Raw genomic sequence first — 15,003 nt, forward strand, 5'->3', positions numbered from 1 at the left:
GAGTACTCGCTGGCGGAGGAGGTCGAATCCGGCCCTGCCATACATGGCGCGCTTGATCAGCTTGAGTCGATTGACATTTCCTTCGGTAGGGCCGTTGCTGTGGGGCAGGGTCAGTCCGGCGACCACCGCGTCCCAGTCTCGGCGCAGGGTGATCGCGAAGGCGCGGATCTCGCGAACGTCCCCGGCTTCGGCGCGCTGGGCCCAGTCCGAGAGTTCTGTTCCTCGCCGCTGCCGAAGAATCATCGCGAACTCGGCCGCCAGTCGAGCGGCGGTGGCGATCTCGTCGCAGCGCTGGATGATCGCGCGCAGTTGCTCGCGCTCGTCGTCGCCGAGGTCGTCGGGACGCCGCATGATCCAACCGGCCACCTTTCTGGGGGTGATCACGGCGGGCGGCTCGACCGGGACGCCGGCGACGCGCCAGTGCTGAAGGTAGCGGCGAACGGTCTGGGTGCTGCCGGCGAATCCCTGGGCCACGATCTCCTGGAACAGGACCGCGGCGTTCACGCAGCCCTCGCGCCACCTGCGCTGCAGATGGGGCACGAACGGGTCGATGAGACTCGCACGGCGGACCCCGGAGTGCAGGAGATCATCGAGTTCGGTGCGTGCGTACCGTCGCACGGTCTTGCGGTCCAGGTGCAACTCCCGCGAGATCGCGCTGATAGTCCGGCCCTGGGCCAGCATCTGCTGGATCTGTGGATGTTGTCGGGTAATCCGCTGCGCCAGGGCGCCACTGGAGAGACCGTCCGGTGGATCGGCGGGCGGGGCAGGCAATGCGTCGATCCGGCCCGGCTCCTTCTCGTTCAGGCAGGATCGCCTGCGGCCCAGCACTCGTTCCACGGCGGTGGTCAGGTTCGCCAGCAGATGCCACCTGTCCGCGACTTGCACAGCCTCAGGAGCTCCGCGGCGGGCTCCGTCGGCAAAGTAGCCGGCGCGGTCGCGACAGATCACCTCGATCCCGGGATGCTCGACGAGCCAGGCGGCCAACGCCTCGGAGCTGGCTTCGGGCAACAAGTCGACCGGTCGTCGGGTGGCCATGTCGACCAGGATCGTGCCGTAGCGACGGCCTTTGCGGAACGCGAACTCGTCGACCCCGACGACGGTGAGCGCACCGACATCCGGTCGCGGTAGTGCACGAATGATCCGCAGCAGCGTCATCCTGCTCACCACACCGACGATCCCGGCACACAACCGCGCCGCGGGTCTGCCGCCCAACGCCACCGCGCACCGCTCCAGCACTTCACGCAACTGGATGCTGCGACGCTGGTAACGCGCGGTCAATCCGGTCACCTGCTCGGCGAAGATCCGCCGCTCACACCGGGGGTTTCCGCAGAACAACCGGCGAACCCCCAACCGCAGCACCACTTGTCGGCCCGCGACCGCCAGATCAGCGAGCACACGCGAATAGCGACTGTGAACCCGCGTGGAGACCACACCACATACCGGACACGGTCGGGGATCATCCCTGGTCACCGCATCCACCCGGATCGCCGAGGCAGTTCTGGCCATACCGACAACGCTCACACCCACCAAATGCGGCAACATCAACTGCCGCAACACCTCTACCGCACCATCAACGACCACACTCGTCGGTTCTACCGTAATCCACAGTGCTCCAACACAATCGGCCCCCATCGTTCATCGAATGTGGGACAGAGCCAATTTCAGTGAGCGCCGTCATCCTCGTCTGAAGGCAGGCCCGGGGCCGTCATTGGCAGGTTCTGGCTGATCGCTCTCGAGCGATTGACTGGTGAAGGTGAACCGGTTAGCTGTGGTGTTTGAATATTCGCTGCGGCATGGCTGATGAACTGTCGGATTGCTGCGATCGCCGCGTCTGCGCGCGATGAGCAGTCGTGCCGACTGGTTGCGTTGTGGATGATGCGTGTCGTCTCTATGACGGTTGTGCCAAGCTCGTGTAGGTGCGGATCGTTAGTGACGAGCTCGACTCGGAGGAGTGCGTTCCTGAGGGCCGCGCGGAGCCTATGGGATTCAGCCGTAGCGATTCGGTGGGGTTCTCCGCTGGGGTCCTCGTCGGAGCGATACCAGCGATCGATCTCGCTTTTTCTGAACAAGATCGCGGATTCCGCGAACGTCGAGTACGCGAGGAGCCGGTCTTGACGTAGATGTTCGGCGAACGTGGTCGCCGCGGTTTGACGTGCCGTCTGCCGCTGGAAAACGAACGTCAGCACAGAGCCGAGGAGTGTTCCGACGACAGCGATCGCCGATGCCAACACGGTGATCATGGTTCCCCCTGACGCAGGTACGGGTAATCGTCGATTCTCCTGTGGTCGTGTGGGATTCGCGACCTGAAGACGCGTGGAATGCCGGCTCGGCTCTGCCCATCACCCTTCTGGAGAGTGGGTTTCGTTTGTCCGGATCGGGCAGCCGATAGTCATAAAGTGACCTATGATCTGGGACACAAATTCCCCCATCCTGGGCGATGACTCCTATCGTCCCTTCACCACGGCCAGCTCACCCACCAGGCACGGTCACCCGATTCGTGCAGGGGCTACCCGTCGTTCGTGGGCAGCCAGCTGCCGTCCGGCTGAACCTGTCGCGCAGGCTGTGAAAGGCAGAAGATCGCTCGATATGCGGCTACTTAAGACTGGTGGTGGGGCTTGATCCCGCCAGGATCGGGTCCAGGTACCCGGCGGGGGTATCTTCGCCTACAACCTTCAGCGGATGACCGTGATCACCCGGTGAACACACCCACGGCCGACGCAGGTCACGGAGTATTCGACGTGAGGAGGAACCTCCTGGAAGTCCCTACGACGACAATGCGGTCTGCCTCAAGGTCTTTGAGCGCACCGATCAGCATTTTCTCGGTAACCCCCTCGGTGAGGCGCAACTGGCCGAACCGCTGCGGACCGTGCAGACGACATCGACGCCCGCCGCGCCGCATGGACACCCAGTGCCTCGGATCCCGCCGAGCGCCTCGACCAGGCCGCCCCGCGCCACCGAACGCGATAGTGCTGGGTGGTGCTCGACGGTTCCGGTCGGGAGATCGAGCCGATCGGCAGTTTTCTGCGCGATCGGATGCTGGGCGATGCGAGCCCATTGTCGTGCCGGAGCTACGCCTATGACCTGCTGCGACTGTTCCGTGTGCTGTGGACGGTGGAGATCGATTGGGAGCAGGCGACCGAGGCCGGACTTCTTGCGCATCAAGAGGTCTCAGACCCACCGGGCACTGCCAACTGGCGCACGAGGCCACGCCGAATTGGGGATGCCGCCGGTGAAGGTCAAGGGACCACCGCCAGCAGAACGGCGGCCACGCACGCAGTGAGCAGTCCGGGCGCCGCGTGGTGGCGGCCCGAGAGTGGGAACTTGACCACCCGGGCCTTGGGCGCATCGAGGCTAGCCTTCCGGGATGAGCACGGTGCAGTCCGACAACTTTCCTGGTCGAGGAGAGAGGCGACGACTCCGGTCACGGCTCGGTTGGCATCTGTTTCTCGCCTGCACTGTTGTGTGGTGTGTGAGCCTGCTCGTCCACAGCACCGACCCGGCCGGCGCCGAGTCGGTGCTGTGGAAATTGTTCTTGCCCGTCGCGGCGGTTGCCTTCTTCTTCGGGATGGTCGGTTACCTCGCCCGGGTGGTCGTATCCCGGCGGCTTCGAGTACCCGAACTCGGTCCCCTGCTTGCACCAGCGCTGGTGGTGGCGTGCACGGTGGCTGTATGGAGCGCAGACCTACCGATCCTTGTGCGCTGGCAGTTCTCGCAGCACAGCTTCGATGATTCCGCACGGCAGGTGCGCAACGGTGTCGATCCGCGGACGTTCGAAGGTCTCCGGCTCGGCCTCTACCGCGTCGACGATTCCGACCACCCGACCTCGAGCATCCACCGTGACGCCGCGGGCATCTGGTTCGCGACCAGCCCCGCAGCGGGCTACTGCTCGGACGGAGCCGGGTTTGCCCAGCTCACTGGCGCCCCTCCTGCAGATGGCAAACTCCACCACCTCAACGGTGACTGGTATTGGTACTGCTTCGACAGCGGTGATGAGAAGACAGTATTGCCGGACCATCCCATCGGGGGATGACGTTGCCTCGTGGGACGATTAAACGAAATTCCCGCAACGCCAGACGAATTCACCCGGTCCGCAGTAGTGTCTGGCTCGGTACTCGAAGTTGGCCCAGGCGATGCCGCCCATTCATCCGGTCGGCGCGTAGCGGCCATCACCCGATGTAGGAGTGATCCCCGGGACCTCCGGGGGAGAACGTTAGGAAGAAAATGGTTCGTCAAGCCCTGGTCAAGACGGCACGAGTGCTCGTCGTGGGCGCCTTGCCCGTTGCCGCGATGGCAGTGTTCGCCGGCGGAGCCTCCGCCGATGCGAGTGTGCCGGCAGCGTCGGCTGTTACTCGGCCGATTGCGGCGGGTGTTCCGCTGGAGCCGGTTACCACAAACCCGCACGCCCAGTACCCGGATCCGGTCCTCAACGGCGCTGCCGGCGGTGCGGCCATCGGTTCGGCCACCGGATCGTTCATCGATCCGCTGCCGACCCTGCTCGGCGCGGCGATCGGCGCCGGCGTGGGCGTCGCGCGTCCCGACCTGGTCCCGCAGATCCTGCCCTGATTCTGTCGCCTGCCAGGCTGGGGGCCCTGTCGAGCTTCCGTGAAATCTGTTGCTGTTCAGGCGATTTGAGTGTCACTGCTGGTCAAGCCATTGTCGTTGTTTCCGCGCGAAGCATGATGACGGCTGCCGCAATCCCGCCTACGAGCAACGATGAACAACCACAGCTGGCTCAGTGCGTTCGCGCCGACGAAGCGAGTCGGCGCGTGGCCGCACCGCGCACACGCCGCGGCCATCGCGGAGAGGATCACCATGCCGGAAGGCCACGAGACCGGTGGACGACTACCGACCACGATCGACACCACTACCCCGCATGAGGCACGCTTCTACGACTACTGGCTCGGCGGCGTCGACAACTATCCGGCCGATCGCAGGCTCGGTGACGAGATCGCCGCGCACATCCCAGGCATCCGCAGCATGGCGCAGGCGAACCGCGCTTTCCTGGGCCGCACCGTGCGGTACGCGATCACCGACCTGGGCATCACCCAATTCCTCGATATCGGCACCGGCCTGCCGACCGCGCGCAACACTCACCAGGTCGCGCAGGAGGTGAATCCCGCGGCGCGCATCGTGTACGTGGACAAAGATCCGCTCGTGCTGGCCCACGCCCGTGCGCTCATGAAGAGCACGCCCGAGGGCCGGACCGCCTTCATCCATGCCGATCTGCGCGAGCCCGAGTCGATTCTGCGTGATCCCGAACTCACGCGGACTCTGGACATGGACCGGCCGATCGGGATCATGCTGATCTCGGTGCTGATGTACTTCCGTGACTCCGACGGGATACGCGATATTGTCGCGCGGTTCCTGGACGCCGTCCCGCCAGGGAGTTCCCTGGCAATCAGTCATGCCACCGCGGATTTCAATATTCGGGGCGCCCAGCGCGCCGCGGAAGCCGCGGAGCGCAGCGGCATAACCATGATCACCCGTAACCGCACGGAAACCGAAAAGTTTTTCGCTGGAACACATCTGCTGGCGCCCGGCATCACGACGCTGGAGGACTGGCATCCCGAGCTGGCAGAGGTTCCGCTGTTCGATGTCGAACCCCATACGGGTCCCGCCTGGGCCTGGTGCGGAATGGGACGCAAACCCTGAAGCCACGGTTTACATTGCCACCATCGGGGCGGGTCTCGTAGTCGCGGACACAGCGGCGATGTTTGACAGCCAGCCGAACGTTCGTTCTACCACTCGGGGTTCCGGACTGATCGCGCGGAAAACAACGATAATGGCGTGACCGCCACCGATATCCGCTATCTGCCGGAACTTTCGGGCGACATACAGACCGGCGAGCGGGCGAAACCGACGATCCGGGATGCTGTTCGTCGGCCGCAAAAATCGTGGTGGACAAGGTGTTTCACTCGTAGGTTCGGGCCGCTGGCGAGCACACGCTTGTCGGCACAAGATGTGGACCTCGGCCAGCCGATCCGGAATTCCTGCACGCCAACAGAACTCGTCGGTATCAGTCGCGGCTGTGGCTCAGTGTTCAGTCTGCGGGTGGATCCGTTCGTGGGGGATGAGCAGGATGTGATCGAACGTGGTCGCCGGGGCCGGTGGCGGGCCCGTGGGCCGTTCGGTGATGAGCTGTTCGGCAAGGTCGCGCAGTTTGCAGCCGCCGATTATCGCAAGAACATCACCGCCGAGTGAGGTGGCGTCGGCCTCAGCGGCACAGTGCCGATACGGCCCTGCGAACCATCCGTCACACCCGTTGCCTCGCGACTGGGCTTCAGTTCGTTGACCTGCAGTGTTAGCTGTCAGCAACCCCCGATGGTTCGAACCTGCGACGTACGACCTGCGGTTTCCTGGAACATCCACTAGCTCCGTGCTCGCGGACCTGCTCTGACCTGCGGAAACGCGTCGCAGGTTGGTGCCCCCGGCGGGGCACTATAAGGATGGGACCGGCGCTGAACAGCGGTTTTCGTGGGGAACGCTGACGATTGAAGCGAAATTCGGCTACCCGAAGCCGTTTCGATCCCATTGATCCGTATTGGACGCGTTGTCGGGCGTGCGATTTCTCGGGGTCCGCCGCTTGTCCGATGTGCCCCAGGACGTGTTCCGTTGACATCCCCTGGGGCAATACCCGGCGGATTTCGACCGCCTGTGTGGAGTGAGTTCCTCGGTGGTGGGCAGCATGGCTGCGTCGGGTTGGAACCACCGCACAATTCAAACAGCCCGTGCGATCGCCGCGGGGATCAGTAATGCGATCCCTCTGCTCGGCACCGGCAACTGCCGTCCGCGACGAGTACGCATTCGCCGAGGACGACGGTGGCCGATCCGGCGGCGTCGTTCCCGCAGGACCTGGTGGCCCGCCGGTTCGACTGTGGTCGCCCCGACGCTGTCTGGACGACCGATGTCACCTACCTGACCTGCGGTGAGGGCGATGTGCGCGATCCGTGATGACCACACCCGTAAAGTGCTGGGCTACAGCCTCGCCGATCACATCGGTGGCAACATGGTCACCGACGCCATCAACGCTGCGGTCGCGGTACGTGGTGGCGGGTGCTCGTGATGGAAGTTGATGCAGCGGCTGACCTTTCCTGTCGTGGCGTTGCGCTGGCGTCACAAACTCGGGTTACCGGCGCAAGGTGGCCGACCCTCGGTGGCTGCGGGTGTGTGCGCGCGGGAGTCGCTCCCGGCCGCGCATTAGTGTCCGACCGCATGGAAGCCCCGATTCGCCCCATCAGAAGCCTGGTGATCGTGCTCGCGGTGGCCGTCGCCGTACTCGGTCTCTCCGCAGCGCTACGCTCTCGCTGCGAGTAGTACATTCGGCCCGGCTCAGTGGACCGGATGATCGTGCCCGCTTTCGATCAGCGGTGTGTAGTGATGCGGCTGTCTCCCCGGAACTCGGCTATCGGCGTTCCTTGTGTGGTGGACACGGTGACATCGTAGATTCCATTGCGCCCGAAGCGGGTTCGTTCCGTGGCGTGGGCGGTCAGGATGTCGCCGGCGCGTGTCGGACGGAGGTATCGGATATCGGCTCGGGCGGCAACTGCGGGTCGGCCATGGCTGTTGCAAGCAAGCGCGAACGTGGTGTCGGCGAGCAGGAAAACGTATCCGCCGTGGGTTGTGCCGTGACCGTTGACCATGGTTTCGGTGACGGTCATCGTCGCGGTTGCGTGCCCGACACCGAGTTCGATGATCTGAATGCCGAGTTCGTGAGAGGCCGTGTCGGCTTCGAACATCGCGGCCGCCAGGCCTGACTCGGCCGAATCGAGGGGGACCATCCGGTGCTCCTGTCGTTTCGAGTGATGCGGTACGGACCGCATGCCACGGCCCGCACCGCCTGTGGCGCTCAGCTCTGTTCGAGATGTTCGACGTACATGGTCACGGATCCGGTGGCGAAGTTGCGTACGTCGCGGCCTGCTTTCTTCATCTCCGGCGATGTCAAGGCGTGCTGGAGTGCTTCCTCGGTGTCGAAGGAGAGGTGGGCGACGGCGTAGTACGGCGGTGCCGATTCGTCGAGAGATGCGCATTTGGCCCAGGTGAACTCCTGCAGGCCTGGCACCTCGAGCGTGAGCGGGATGTGCACGGTGCGGTAGTGCTCGTCGAAGGCGGAGGGGTCGGTGGGGGCGCCGTAGCAGACGGCGATGCGGTGGCTCATGCGGTGGCTTCCTTCGGTTTCGCGACCAGTGTCAGTACGTCGTAGGTGGCTACCGACTCGTCGTTCTGATTGGTGACGTTCGCATCCCAGCGCACCTCGCCGTAGTCGGCGTTGGCGCGCGGAGTGATCTGCTTAGCGGTCAGCGTGACCGTCAGTTCGTCGTCGGCCTTGACGGGCGTGCGGAACCGAAGATTGTCCACGCCGAAGTTGGCCAGCACCGGCCCCGGAGCCGGGTCGACGAAGAGCCCCGCGGCCAGGGATACGACGAGGTAGCCGTGTGCGACGATGCCGCCGAAGAGCGGGTTTGCCGCGGCCGCTTGCGGGTCGGTGTGGGCGTAGAAGGTGTCGCCGGTGAACTCGGCGAAATGAGCGATGTTGTCGAGGGTGACGCGTCGCGGACCACCGATGATGGTGTCGCCGAGGGTGAGTCGGCCCAGGTCCTTGCGGAACGGATGGACCCCGTCCCCGGTACGCGACGAGCCGGCAACCCAACGATTGCCGACCGCGGTCAGCACTTCGGGACTGCCTTGCACCGCGGTGCGCTGCATGTGGTGCAGAACGGCGCGGATGCCTCCGAGTTCCTCACCGCCGCCGGCTCGTCCGGGTCCACCGTGCACCAGCACAGGCAGCGGAGAACCGTGTCCCGTGGATTCCTTGGCGTCCACCCTGTCCAGAACCAGCACCCGGCCGTGATGGGGCGCCAAGCCGAGGACCAGATCGCGGGCCAGGGCACTGTCGCCGGTGACGACGGAGGCAACCAGGCTGCCCTGGCCGCGCGCTGCGAGTTCGACGACTTCGGCGGTGTCGGTGTAGCCGATCACGGTCGCGACGGGACCGAAGGGTTCGATCTCGTGCGGTTCATCGGCGGCATTGTCCGTGCAGCGCAACAGGATCGGCGGCAGATAGGCGCCGGGACCTGCGGGGGGTTCGGTCGATCCGAACACGATCTCGCAGCTCTTGGACAACGCGCGGACGGCTTGCAGCACCTCGTCGCGCTGCTCGACGCTGACCAGAGCACCCATGACGATGCCTTCTGTGGCGTCAGGCCCGGTGGCAATCTTGGCCAGTCGCTGTGTCGCGGCGGCGATCACCTGATCGGTCAGGGCGTGAGGCACGAATGCGCGCCGGATCGCGGTGCATTTCTGCCCGGCTTTGGCGGTCATCTCGACGACCAGCTGCTTGACGAACAACTCGAACTCCGGGGAGTCGCCGGTGACGTCGGCGCCGAGGATCGAAGCGTTGAGCGAGTCGGTCTCGGAGGTGAACCGAACGCCGTTCACCACGACGGCCTGATCGGTCCGGAGCACGCGCGCGGTGTCGGCCGAACCGGTGAACAGGATCGAATCCTGGCCGCCGAGGTGCTCGAGCAGCGGCTGGCCACTACCGCACACCAGCTGCACCGAACCCTCCGGCAGCAGCTCCGATTCGACGATCCGGCGGAAGACCAGCTCGGTCAGGTAGGCAGTCTGCCCAGCCGGTTTGACGATGGTGGGCAGGCCTGCGATGAACGCCGGCGCCAGCTTCTCCAAGAAGCCCCAGACCGGGAAGTTGAAGGCGTTGATTTGCACGGCCACACCGCGGCGAGAGGTGTAGATGTGCTGTCCGAGGAACGTTCCGGCTTTACCGAGCTGTTCGACCGCGCCATCGAGTACCACGGTGTCGTTGGGCAACTCGCGCCGCGCGCGGCTGGCGTAGCTCAGTAGTGTGCCGATGCCGCCGTCGATGTCGATACCCGAGTCGCGGTCGGTGGCGCCGGTGGCCCGCGACAGCTCGTAGAACTCCTTCTTGCTGCCGAGCAAGGTCTGCCCCAGCTGTTTCAGAGCGGCGGCACGCTCATGAAAGGTAAGCGCCGCCAGTGCCGGACCGCCGACCGATCGGGCGTAGTCCACCGCGCCGGCATAGTCCAAACCGGAGGAGGAGACCCGGGCGATCTCGCTGCCGTCGACGGCGCTGTACGCCGGCGAGCCCTCGTCGGGCGCGCTGTACCAATTCCCTGCCACGTAACTTTGCAGAAGTCTGCTCACTAGGTCTCCTTGAACCGTCCGTTCGGTCAGTAATTACCATCACCCGAGGAACTCGTGGTGTCAAGGAGGTGCTGGAAATCAGGTAGTGCGCAGGCCGTCGAACGTCACGCTGACGACCGCATCGGCGAGGGTGTCGGGGCTCGTGTCGCCGCGCGGGCGGTACCACTCGATCAGGGAGTTGACCAAGCCGAACAGCAGTCGGCTGATCAGTGCGGGATCGATATCCGGACGCAGATCTCCCTCTGCGGCGGCGTTCTCGGCCAAGGTGGCCACGAACTCGTCGAACTCGCGGCGGCGGGCCAGCGCACGACGTTCCACCGCAGTGTTGCCGCGCACTCGCAGCAACAAGGTCACGTACGGGAGTTCGGCGACCAGAACCTGAACGCTGCGGTGGACAAGGTATTCGAGCCGTGCCACCGATGGGCCCTCGGTGGCACCGGGTTCGGTGGTGGCTGCGAACAGTGCGTTGAGCGCGCGCGACAGCGCCAGGTCCAGCAGCTCCTGTTTTCCCGATACGTGGTGATAGATGGCGGACTTGGTGATTCCGAGCCGCTTGGCGAGGACCTCCATGCTGGTGCCGTCGTAACCCTTTTCGTTGAAGACCTTCACGGCGACGGACAGCAACGAATCCAGGTCGTAGCCGGGACGGCCGCGGCCGAGTCGGCGGGCGGTGCGTGCGGAAGTCATGGTCCAGATCCTCTCAGGTCCGCCTGCACCGTCGGAACATCTCCGGACGAGATATTGATTACTGACCGAATGTTCGGTAATAATTGGGCACCGATGAACGGAGTTGAGACGTGCAGAACGTGTACCTCGTCGAGGGAGCGAGAACCCCCCAGGGGCGTTACGGTGGCGTCCTTGCGTCGCTGCGCCCGGACGATCCGGCGGCGACCGTGGTCACCGAGTCCGTGTATCGAGCAGGCAAGACCTTCGCACCGCAGTCTCTCGGCGTGATCTGGCAACTGAAACTCGATGAGAACATCGTCAACACCGACGGCGGTGTCATCGCGCTCGGTCATCCGCTGAGCTGCTCCCGTGCCCGCATTCTGCTGACTCTGCTGGGCCGCATGGAACGAGGCAACCACAGTCGAGGCCTGGCTACGCTCTGTGTCGGTGTGGGACAAGGCGTTTCGCTGCTGGGGGAAGCGCCGTGACGGTCACGCGGCCATTCCGCACGATCGCTGTGGTGGAGGGCGAGGACAGGCTGACGGTCACCCTCGACAGGCCGGCGCAGCGTAACGCGATCGATCGCGCCATGATCGATGAACTTCATCAGGTGTGCGAGCAGCTCGAGCGGGATCCGAAGTTGTTGCTGCTCACCGGCCGCGGTGATCATTTCGCCGGTGGCGCCGATATCGGCGAACTGCGCGATCGGCACCGAGACGACGCGCTGGCGGGAATCAACCGCACGCTGTTCGACCGTATCGCGCGGTTACCGCTGCCGACCGTCGCGGTGGTCAACGGCTGTGCCTTCGGTGGCGGTGCGGAACTCGCGTATGCCTGCGATATACGCATCGCCACACCGACCACGCAATTCGCCAATCCTGAACCGGGACTGGGCATCATGGCCGCGGCCGGCGCCGCCTACCGGTTGCCCGCGCTGGTCGGCGCCTCGCTGGCCAAGCAGGTGCTCTTGGCCGGCGCGCGAATCGATGCCGAAACGGCGCTGCGCAGCGGTCTCGTTCTGCAAATAGTCACCGACGGCGAGCATCTGCAAGCCGGGAACCACCTGCTCGACCGTATCGCTCAAAGCTCTGCGCTGGCATTGCGACTGACCAAACTCGTTGTGGACGCGGCCGCGCCGCGTCCCTTCGCCGACGACCTCGCACAGGCCGTGCTGTTCGAGACAACCGACAAGCACGACCGAATGACCGCATTCTTGGATAAGAGGAACCAATGACACGTCAGACACCCGATACCGTCGCCGTGATCGGCGGCGGGCGAATGGGTGCGGGAATCGCTCAGGTGTTCGCCACACTCGGCAGTGAGGTGACAGTCATCGAGGCCGGGGACCGAGATGCCGCCCACGCCCGCATCGTCAAGGGGCTCGATGTCGCGGCCGCCAAAGGCAAGCTCGCCGCTACACCCGGCCAGGTGCTGTCGCAGGTGCAAGTCGTCGCCGATATCGCCGACCTGCCCGCCGATTCGGCCCTGGTGGTGGAAGCAGTTCCGGAGGACGTCGCGCTCAAAGCCGATGTACTTGCCGCAGCGGAAAAGGTGGTCGGTGCACAGACGGTGCTCGCCACGAACACGAGTTCACTGTCCATCGGGGAACTAGGTGTGGTGCTGGCGGATCCGTCTCGTTTCATCGGCATGCATTTCTTCAACCCCGTACCTGCTTCCAGCTTGGTGGAGATCGTGCGGTCGGAAGCCACCGGCGAAGCGACCGTGGCCGCGGTGGTCGACTACGTCGCCGCCCTCGGCAAACAGAGCATCGTGGTCCAGGACTCCCCGGGCTTCGCCACCAGCCGCCTCGGTGTCGCGCTGGGCCTGGAAGCCATCCGCGTGCTCGCCGACGGCGTGGCCGACGCCGAGAGTATCGACCGCGCGATGGAACTGGGTTACCGGCACGCGATGGGGCCGCTGCGTTCGACCGACCTCGTCGGCCTGGACGTGCGCCTGGCCATCGCCGAACACCTTGCCTCGACGCTGGGAGCGCGATTCGAACCACCACAACTGCTGCGCGACAAGGTTTCTCGCGGAGAGACCGGCCGCAAGGCAGGGCAGGGCTTCTACCCCTGGGACACCGCGACGAAGGAGGCACGATGAGCGTCACCACGACCGGCCCGGTGATCGTCGAGTCCGACAACGGGCTCGTCACCATCACGCTCGCCCGGCCGGAGGCAGCCAACGCGCTCGATACCGCCCTCAAGGAAGCACTCCTGGACGCAGTTCGTGCGGTCGCCGCGGACTCGGCTGCCCGAGCCGTGCTCCTACGTGCCGACGGCAAGCACTTCTGCGTCGGGCAAGATCTCGCCGAGCACGTCGAGGCACTGGGCGTCGGCGCCGACAGCGCCATGGGCACGATCGCCGAGCACTACAACCCACTGATCACCGCACTTGCGGCACTGCAGATCCCGGTCGTGGCGGCAGTCAACGGTGCCTGCGTGGGCGCGGGCTTCGGCCTGGCGCTGGCAGCCGATATTCGCGTCGCAGCCGAGAACGCCAGCTTCGCCACCGCGTTCACCGGCATCGGGCTCGCGAGCGACTCCGGCCTCAGCCATGCGCTGGTCCGTAGTTTGGGCGCTAGTCACGCCATGGGATTGCTGATGCTCGGCGACAAGGTCAGCGCCGAACAGGCGCAGGAATGGGGTCTCGTGCACCGGCGCGTGCCCGCGGACCAACTCGACGATACAGCGCGCGCGCTGGCCGCTCGACTCGCTGCCGGCCCCACTGCGGCGTTCCGAGCGGTCAAGGATCTCGTTCGCCATGGTGCGCCCGACCTGCCGGGCGCGCTCGAGCGCGAGCGCGCGGTTCAAGAGGAACTCGGCGCAACCGACGACCACCGCGCCGCGGTCACGGCGTTTCTCGCCAAGTCCACCCCCGTGTTCACGGGTCGATGAGGAGGACACCTCGATCATGACCTCTACCGAGAGTTTGCAGTCCGAATTCGATCACACCGTCGCTTCGGATCAGCGGGTCGAACCGCGAGACTGGATGCCCGACGGGTACCGCCGGACGCTGATCCGGCAGATAGCGCAGCATGCGCACTCCGAAATCATCGGAATGCAGCCGGAAGGCGCCTGGCTGACCTCCGCTCCTTCGCTGCGTCGCAAAGCGATTCTGATGGCCAAGGTACAAGACGAAGCTGGCCATGGGCTCTATTTGTATTCCGCCGCTGAGACATTGGGAATCGATCGCGGTGAGCTCACCGCCAAGTTGATTTCCGGTGCCCAGAAGTACTCGTCGATCTTCAACTACCCGAGTCTGTCCTTCGCCGATGTGGGCGTGATCGGCTGGCTCGTCGACGGAGCCGCGATCTGCAATCAGGTTCCGTTGTGCCGCAGTTCGTTCGGGCCGTATGCGCGGGCGATGGTGCGGGTCTGCAAAGAAGAGTCGTTTCACCAGCGACAGGGCTTCGAGCTCCTGATGACCATGATGCGTGGCACCGCCGAACAGCGAGACATGGTGCAGGACGCGGTGAACCGCTGGTGGTGGCCCGCACTCATGATGTTCGGACCGCCGGACGACAAGTCGCCCAACACCGCGCAGTCCATGCAATGGCGGATCAAACGACACACCAACGACGAACTCCGGCAGCGATTCGTGGACATGTCGGTACCGCAGGCCGAAGCACTCGGTGTCACCTTTCCCGACCCCGAGCTGAAGTGGAACGACCAGCGCAAACACCACGACTTCGGCACTCCCGATTGGGATGAGCTCGCCCGGGTCGTCTCCGGCGCCGGCCCCTGCAATGACGAACGCATCGCCGTGCGGCGCGCCGCGAACGACGAAGGCGCGTGGGTGCGCGAGGCCGCGACCGCGTTCGCAAAGCGCGAAGAAGGAGCACGATGATGTCCTCAACCAGCAACATTCGCGCGGACTGGCCGCTGTACGAGGTGTTCGTACGCGGCAGGCGCGGCCTCAACCACGTCCATGTGGGATCACTGCACGCCGCCGACGACGAGATGGCACTTCGGCATGCTCGCGACGTATACACCCGGCGCAACGAGGGCGTCAGCCTCTGGGTGGTGCGCTCGGAAGCCATCGCCGCTTCCAGCCCGAGTGAGAAGGACCCCTTCTTCGCTCCCAATCGCGACAAGGTCTATCGGCACCCGACCTTCTACGAGATCCCTGACAACGTCCCGCACATGTGAGGCCACA

General features: G+C 65.0%; 17 protein-coding genes and 1 pseudogene. 12 read left to right on the forward strand and 6 right to left on the reverse strand.

The annotated features are described in order from the left end of the window. Both NM2_RS09450 and kilB read right to left on the reverse strand, forming a co-directional pair. Nucleotides 1-1,632: ISL3 family transposase (locus NM2_RS09450; RefSeq protein WP_157120995.1), on the reverse strand; the 1,632-nt coding region annotated here is incomplete at its 3' end. 29 nt (nt 1,633-1,661) lie between these two features. Then, nucleotides 1,662-2,240, reverse strand: coding sequence for a plasmid transfer protein KilB (gene kilB, locus NM2_RS09455; RefSeq protein WP_067666728.1), 579 nt, complete (start codon nt 2,238-2,240; stop codon nt 1,662-1,664). A gap of 1,229 nt (nt 2,241-3,469) precedes the next feature. Between kilB and NM2_RS09465 the strand changes: the two genes are divergently transcribed. The 6 genes from NM2_RS09465 to NM2_RS52540 all read left to right on the forward strand — a co-directional run bounded on the left by NM2_RS09465 (nt 3,470) and on the right by NM2_RS52540 (nt 7,063). Continuing rightward, the gene (locus NM2_RS09465) at nt 3,470-4,030 is read left to right on the forward strand and encodes a hypothetical protein (RefSeq protein ID WP_067666730.1); all 561 of its coding nucleotides are present in this window, start codon (nt 3,470-3,472) and stop codon (nt 4,028-4,030) included. Nucleotides 4,031-4,221: 191 nt separating this feature from the next. Continuing rightward, complete coding sequence (locus NM2_RS09470; RefSeq protein WP_157120996.1) at nt 4,222-4,563, forward strand: hypothetical protein; 342 nt, start codon at nt 4,222-4,224, stop codon at nt 4,561-4,563. A gap of 150 nt (nt 4,564-4,713) precedes the next feature. Then, nucleotides 4,714-5,652 (forward strand): SAM-dependent methyltransferase, encoded by a 939-nt coding sequence (locus NM2_RS09475; RefSeq protein ID WP_245717928.1) that lies wholly within the window; start codon nt 4,714-4,716, stop codon nt 5,650-5,652. 135 nt (nt 5,653-5,787) lie between these two features. Beyond that, nucleotides 5,788-6,201, forward strand: coding sequence for a hypothetical protein (locus NM2_RS48850; protein WP_157120997.1), 414 nt, complete (start codon nt 5,788-5,790; stop codon nt 6,199-6,201). A gap of 618 nt (nt 6,202-6,819) precedes the next feature. Further along, the gene (locus NM2_RS52535; RefSeq protein WP_281182422.1) at nt 6,820-6,951 is read left to right on the forward strand and encodes a hypothetical protein; all 132 of its coding nucleotides are present in this window, start codon (nt 6,820-6,822) and stop codon (nt 6,949-6,951) included. Next, entirely contained in the window at nt 6,935-7,063 is a 129-nt protein-coding gene (locus tag NM2_RS52540; protein ID WP_281182423.1) for a hypothetical protein, read from the forward strand. The genes NM2_RS52535 and NM2_RS52540 overlap by 17 nt, the downstream gene beginning before the upstream one ends. 298 nt (nt 7,064-7,361) lie before the next feature. On the opposite strand, the gene paaI is transcribed toward NM2_RS52540, so the two are convergent. From paaI to NM2_RS09500, 4 genes are all read right to left on the reverse strand, one after another. Then, a complete protein-coding gene (gene paaI, locus NM2_RS09485) occupies nt 7,362-7,778 on the reverse strand; it encodes a hydroxyphenylacetyl-CoA thioesterase PaaI (RefSeq protein ID WP_067666736.1) in 417 nt (138 codons plus the stop codon). Nucleotides 7,779-7,846: 68 nt separating this feature from the next. Continuing rightward, complete coding sequence (locus NM2_RS09490) at nt 7,847-8,155, reverse strand: EthD family reductase (protein ID WP_067666738.1); 309 nt, start codon at nt 8,153-8,155, stop codon at nt 7,847-7,849. Further along, nucleotides 8,152-10,179 carry a phenylacetic acid degradation bifunctional protein PaaZ gene (gene paaZ / locus NM2_RS09495; RefSeq protein ID WP_067666740.1) on the reverse strand — a complete coding sequence of 676 codons (2,028 nt, stop codon included), beginning with the start codon at nt 10,177-10,179 and terminating at the stop codon, nt 8,152-8,154. The genes NM2_RS09490 and paaZ overlap by 4 nt, the downstream gene beginning before the upstream one ends. Before the next feature lie 78 nt (nt 10,180-10,257). Next, the gene (locus NM2_RS09500) at nt 10,258-10,866 is read right to left on the reverse strand and encodes a TetR/AcrR family transcriptional regulator (protein WP_067666742.1); all 609 of its coding nucleotides are present in this window, start codon (nt 10,864-10,866) and stop codon (nt 10,258-10,260) included. A 236-nt stretch (nt 10,867-11,102) separates the two neighbouring features. On the opposite strand from NM2_RS09500, the pseudogene NM2_RS47315 reads away from it, so the two are divergent. The 6 genes and pseudogenes from NM2_RS47315 to paaB form a co-directional block, all read left to right on the forward strand. Then, a pseudogene (locus NM2_RS47315) lies at nt 11,103-11,333 on the forward strand (3-oxoadipyl-CoA thiolase); the annotation flags it as partial. Then, the gene (locus NM2_RS09510) at nt 11,330-12,079 is read left to right on the forward strand and encodes an enoyl-CoA hydratase/isomerase family protein (protein WP_067666746.1); all 750 of its coding nucleotides are present in this window, start codon (nt 11,330-11,332) and stop codon (nt 12,077-12,079) included. The pseudogene NM2_RS47315 and the gene NM2_RS09510, both read left to right, overlap by 4 nt. Continuing rightward, nucleotides 12,076-12,948, forward strand: coding sequence for a 3-hydroxyacyl-CoA dehydrogenase family protein (locus NM2_RS09515; RefSeq protein ID WP_067666749.1), 873 nt, complete (start codon nt 12,076-12,078; stop codon nt 12,946-12,948). The genes NM2_RS09510 and NM2_RS09515 overlap by 4 nt, the downstream gene beginning before the upstream one ends. Further along, nucleotides 12,945-13,742, forward strand: a complete 798-nt coding sequence (locus NM2_RS09520) for an enoyl-CoA hydratase/isomerase family protein (protein WP_067666751.1) — start codon at nt 12,945-12,947, stop codon at nt 13,740-13,742. The genes NM2_RS09515 and NM2_RS09520 overlap by 4 nt, the downstream gene beginning before the upstream one ends. Nucleotides 13,743-13,758: 16 nt before the next feature. Beyond that, the gene (gene paaA, locus NM2_RS09525; protein ID WP_067666753.1) at nt 13,759-14,694 is read left to right on the forward strand and encodes a 1,2-phenylacetyl-CoA epoxidase subunit PaaA; all 936 of its coding nucleotides are present in this window, start codon (nt 13,759-13,761) and stop codon (nt 14,692-14,694) included. Next, nucleotides 14,694-14,996, forward strand: coding sequence for a 1,2-phenylacetyl-CoA epoxidase subunit PaaB (paaB, locus tag NM2_RS09530; protein ID WP_067666755.1), 303 nt, complete (start codon nt 14,694-14,696; stop codon nt 14,994-14,996). Before paaA ends, paaB begins: the two co-directional genes overlap by 1 nt. Nucleotides 14,997-15,003: the final 7 nt, after the last annotated feature.

Origin of the sequence: Nocardia miyunensis NBRC 108239 (genome assembly GCF_001613065.1) — a bacterium.
Lineage (GTDB): Bacteria > Actinomycetota > Actinomycetes > Mycobacteriales > Mycobacteriaceae > Nocardia > Nocardia miyunensis.

Bases quoted from the DNA above. Each gene is read 5' to 3' on its own strand.
- NM2_RS09490 (WP_067666738.1), bottom strand. From the start codon at position 8,155: ATGAGCCACCGCATCGCCGTCTGCTACGGCGCCCCCACCGACCCCTCC.
- paaA (WP_067666753.1), top strand. From the start codon at position 13,759: ATGACCTCTACCGAGAGTTTGCAGTCCGAATTCGATCACACCGTCGCT.
- paaI (WP_067666736.1), bottom strand. From the start codon at position 7,778: ATGGTCCCCCTCGATTCGGCCGAGTCAGGCCTGGCGGCCGCGATGTTC.
- NM2_RS52540 (WP_281182423.1), top strand. From the start codon at position 6,935: ATGTGCGCGATCCGTGATGACCACACCCGTAAAGTGCTGGGCTACAGC.
- NM2_RS09515 (WP_067666749.1), top strand. From the start codon at position 12,076: ATGACACGTCAGACACCCGATACCGTCGCCGTGATCGGCGGCGGGCGA.
- NM2_RS09520 (WP_067666751.1), top strand. From the start codon at position 12,945: ATGAGCGTCACCACGACCGGCCCGGTGATCGTCGAGTCCGACAACGGG.
- NM2_RS09475 (WP_245717928.1), top strand. From the start codon at position 4,714: ATGAACAACCACAGCTGGCTCAGTGCGTTCGCGCCGACGAAGCGAGTC.
- paaB (WP_067666755.1), top strand. From the start codon at position 14,694: ATGTCCTCAACCAGCAACATTCGCGCGGACTGGCCGCTGTACGAGGTG.
- NM2_RS09500 (WP_067666742.1), bottom strand. From the start codon at position 10,866: ATGACTTCCGCACGCACCGCCCGCCGACTCGGCCGCGGCCGTCCCGGC.
- NM2_RS09470 (WP_157120996.1), top strand. From the start codon at position 4,222: ATGGTTCGTCAAGCCCTGGTCAAGACGGCACGAGTGCTCGTCGTGGGC.
- kilB (WP_067666728.1), bottom strand. From the start codon at position 2,240: ATGATCACCGTGTTGGCATCGGCGATCGCTGTCGTCGGAACACTCCTC.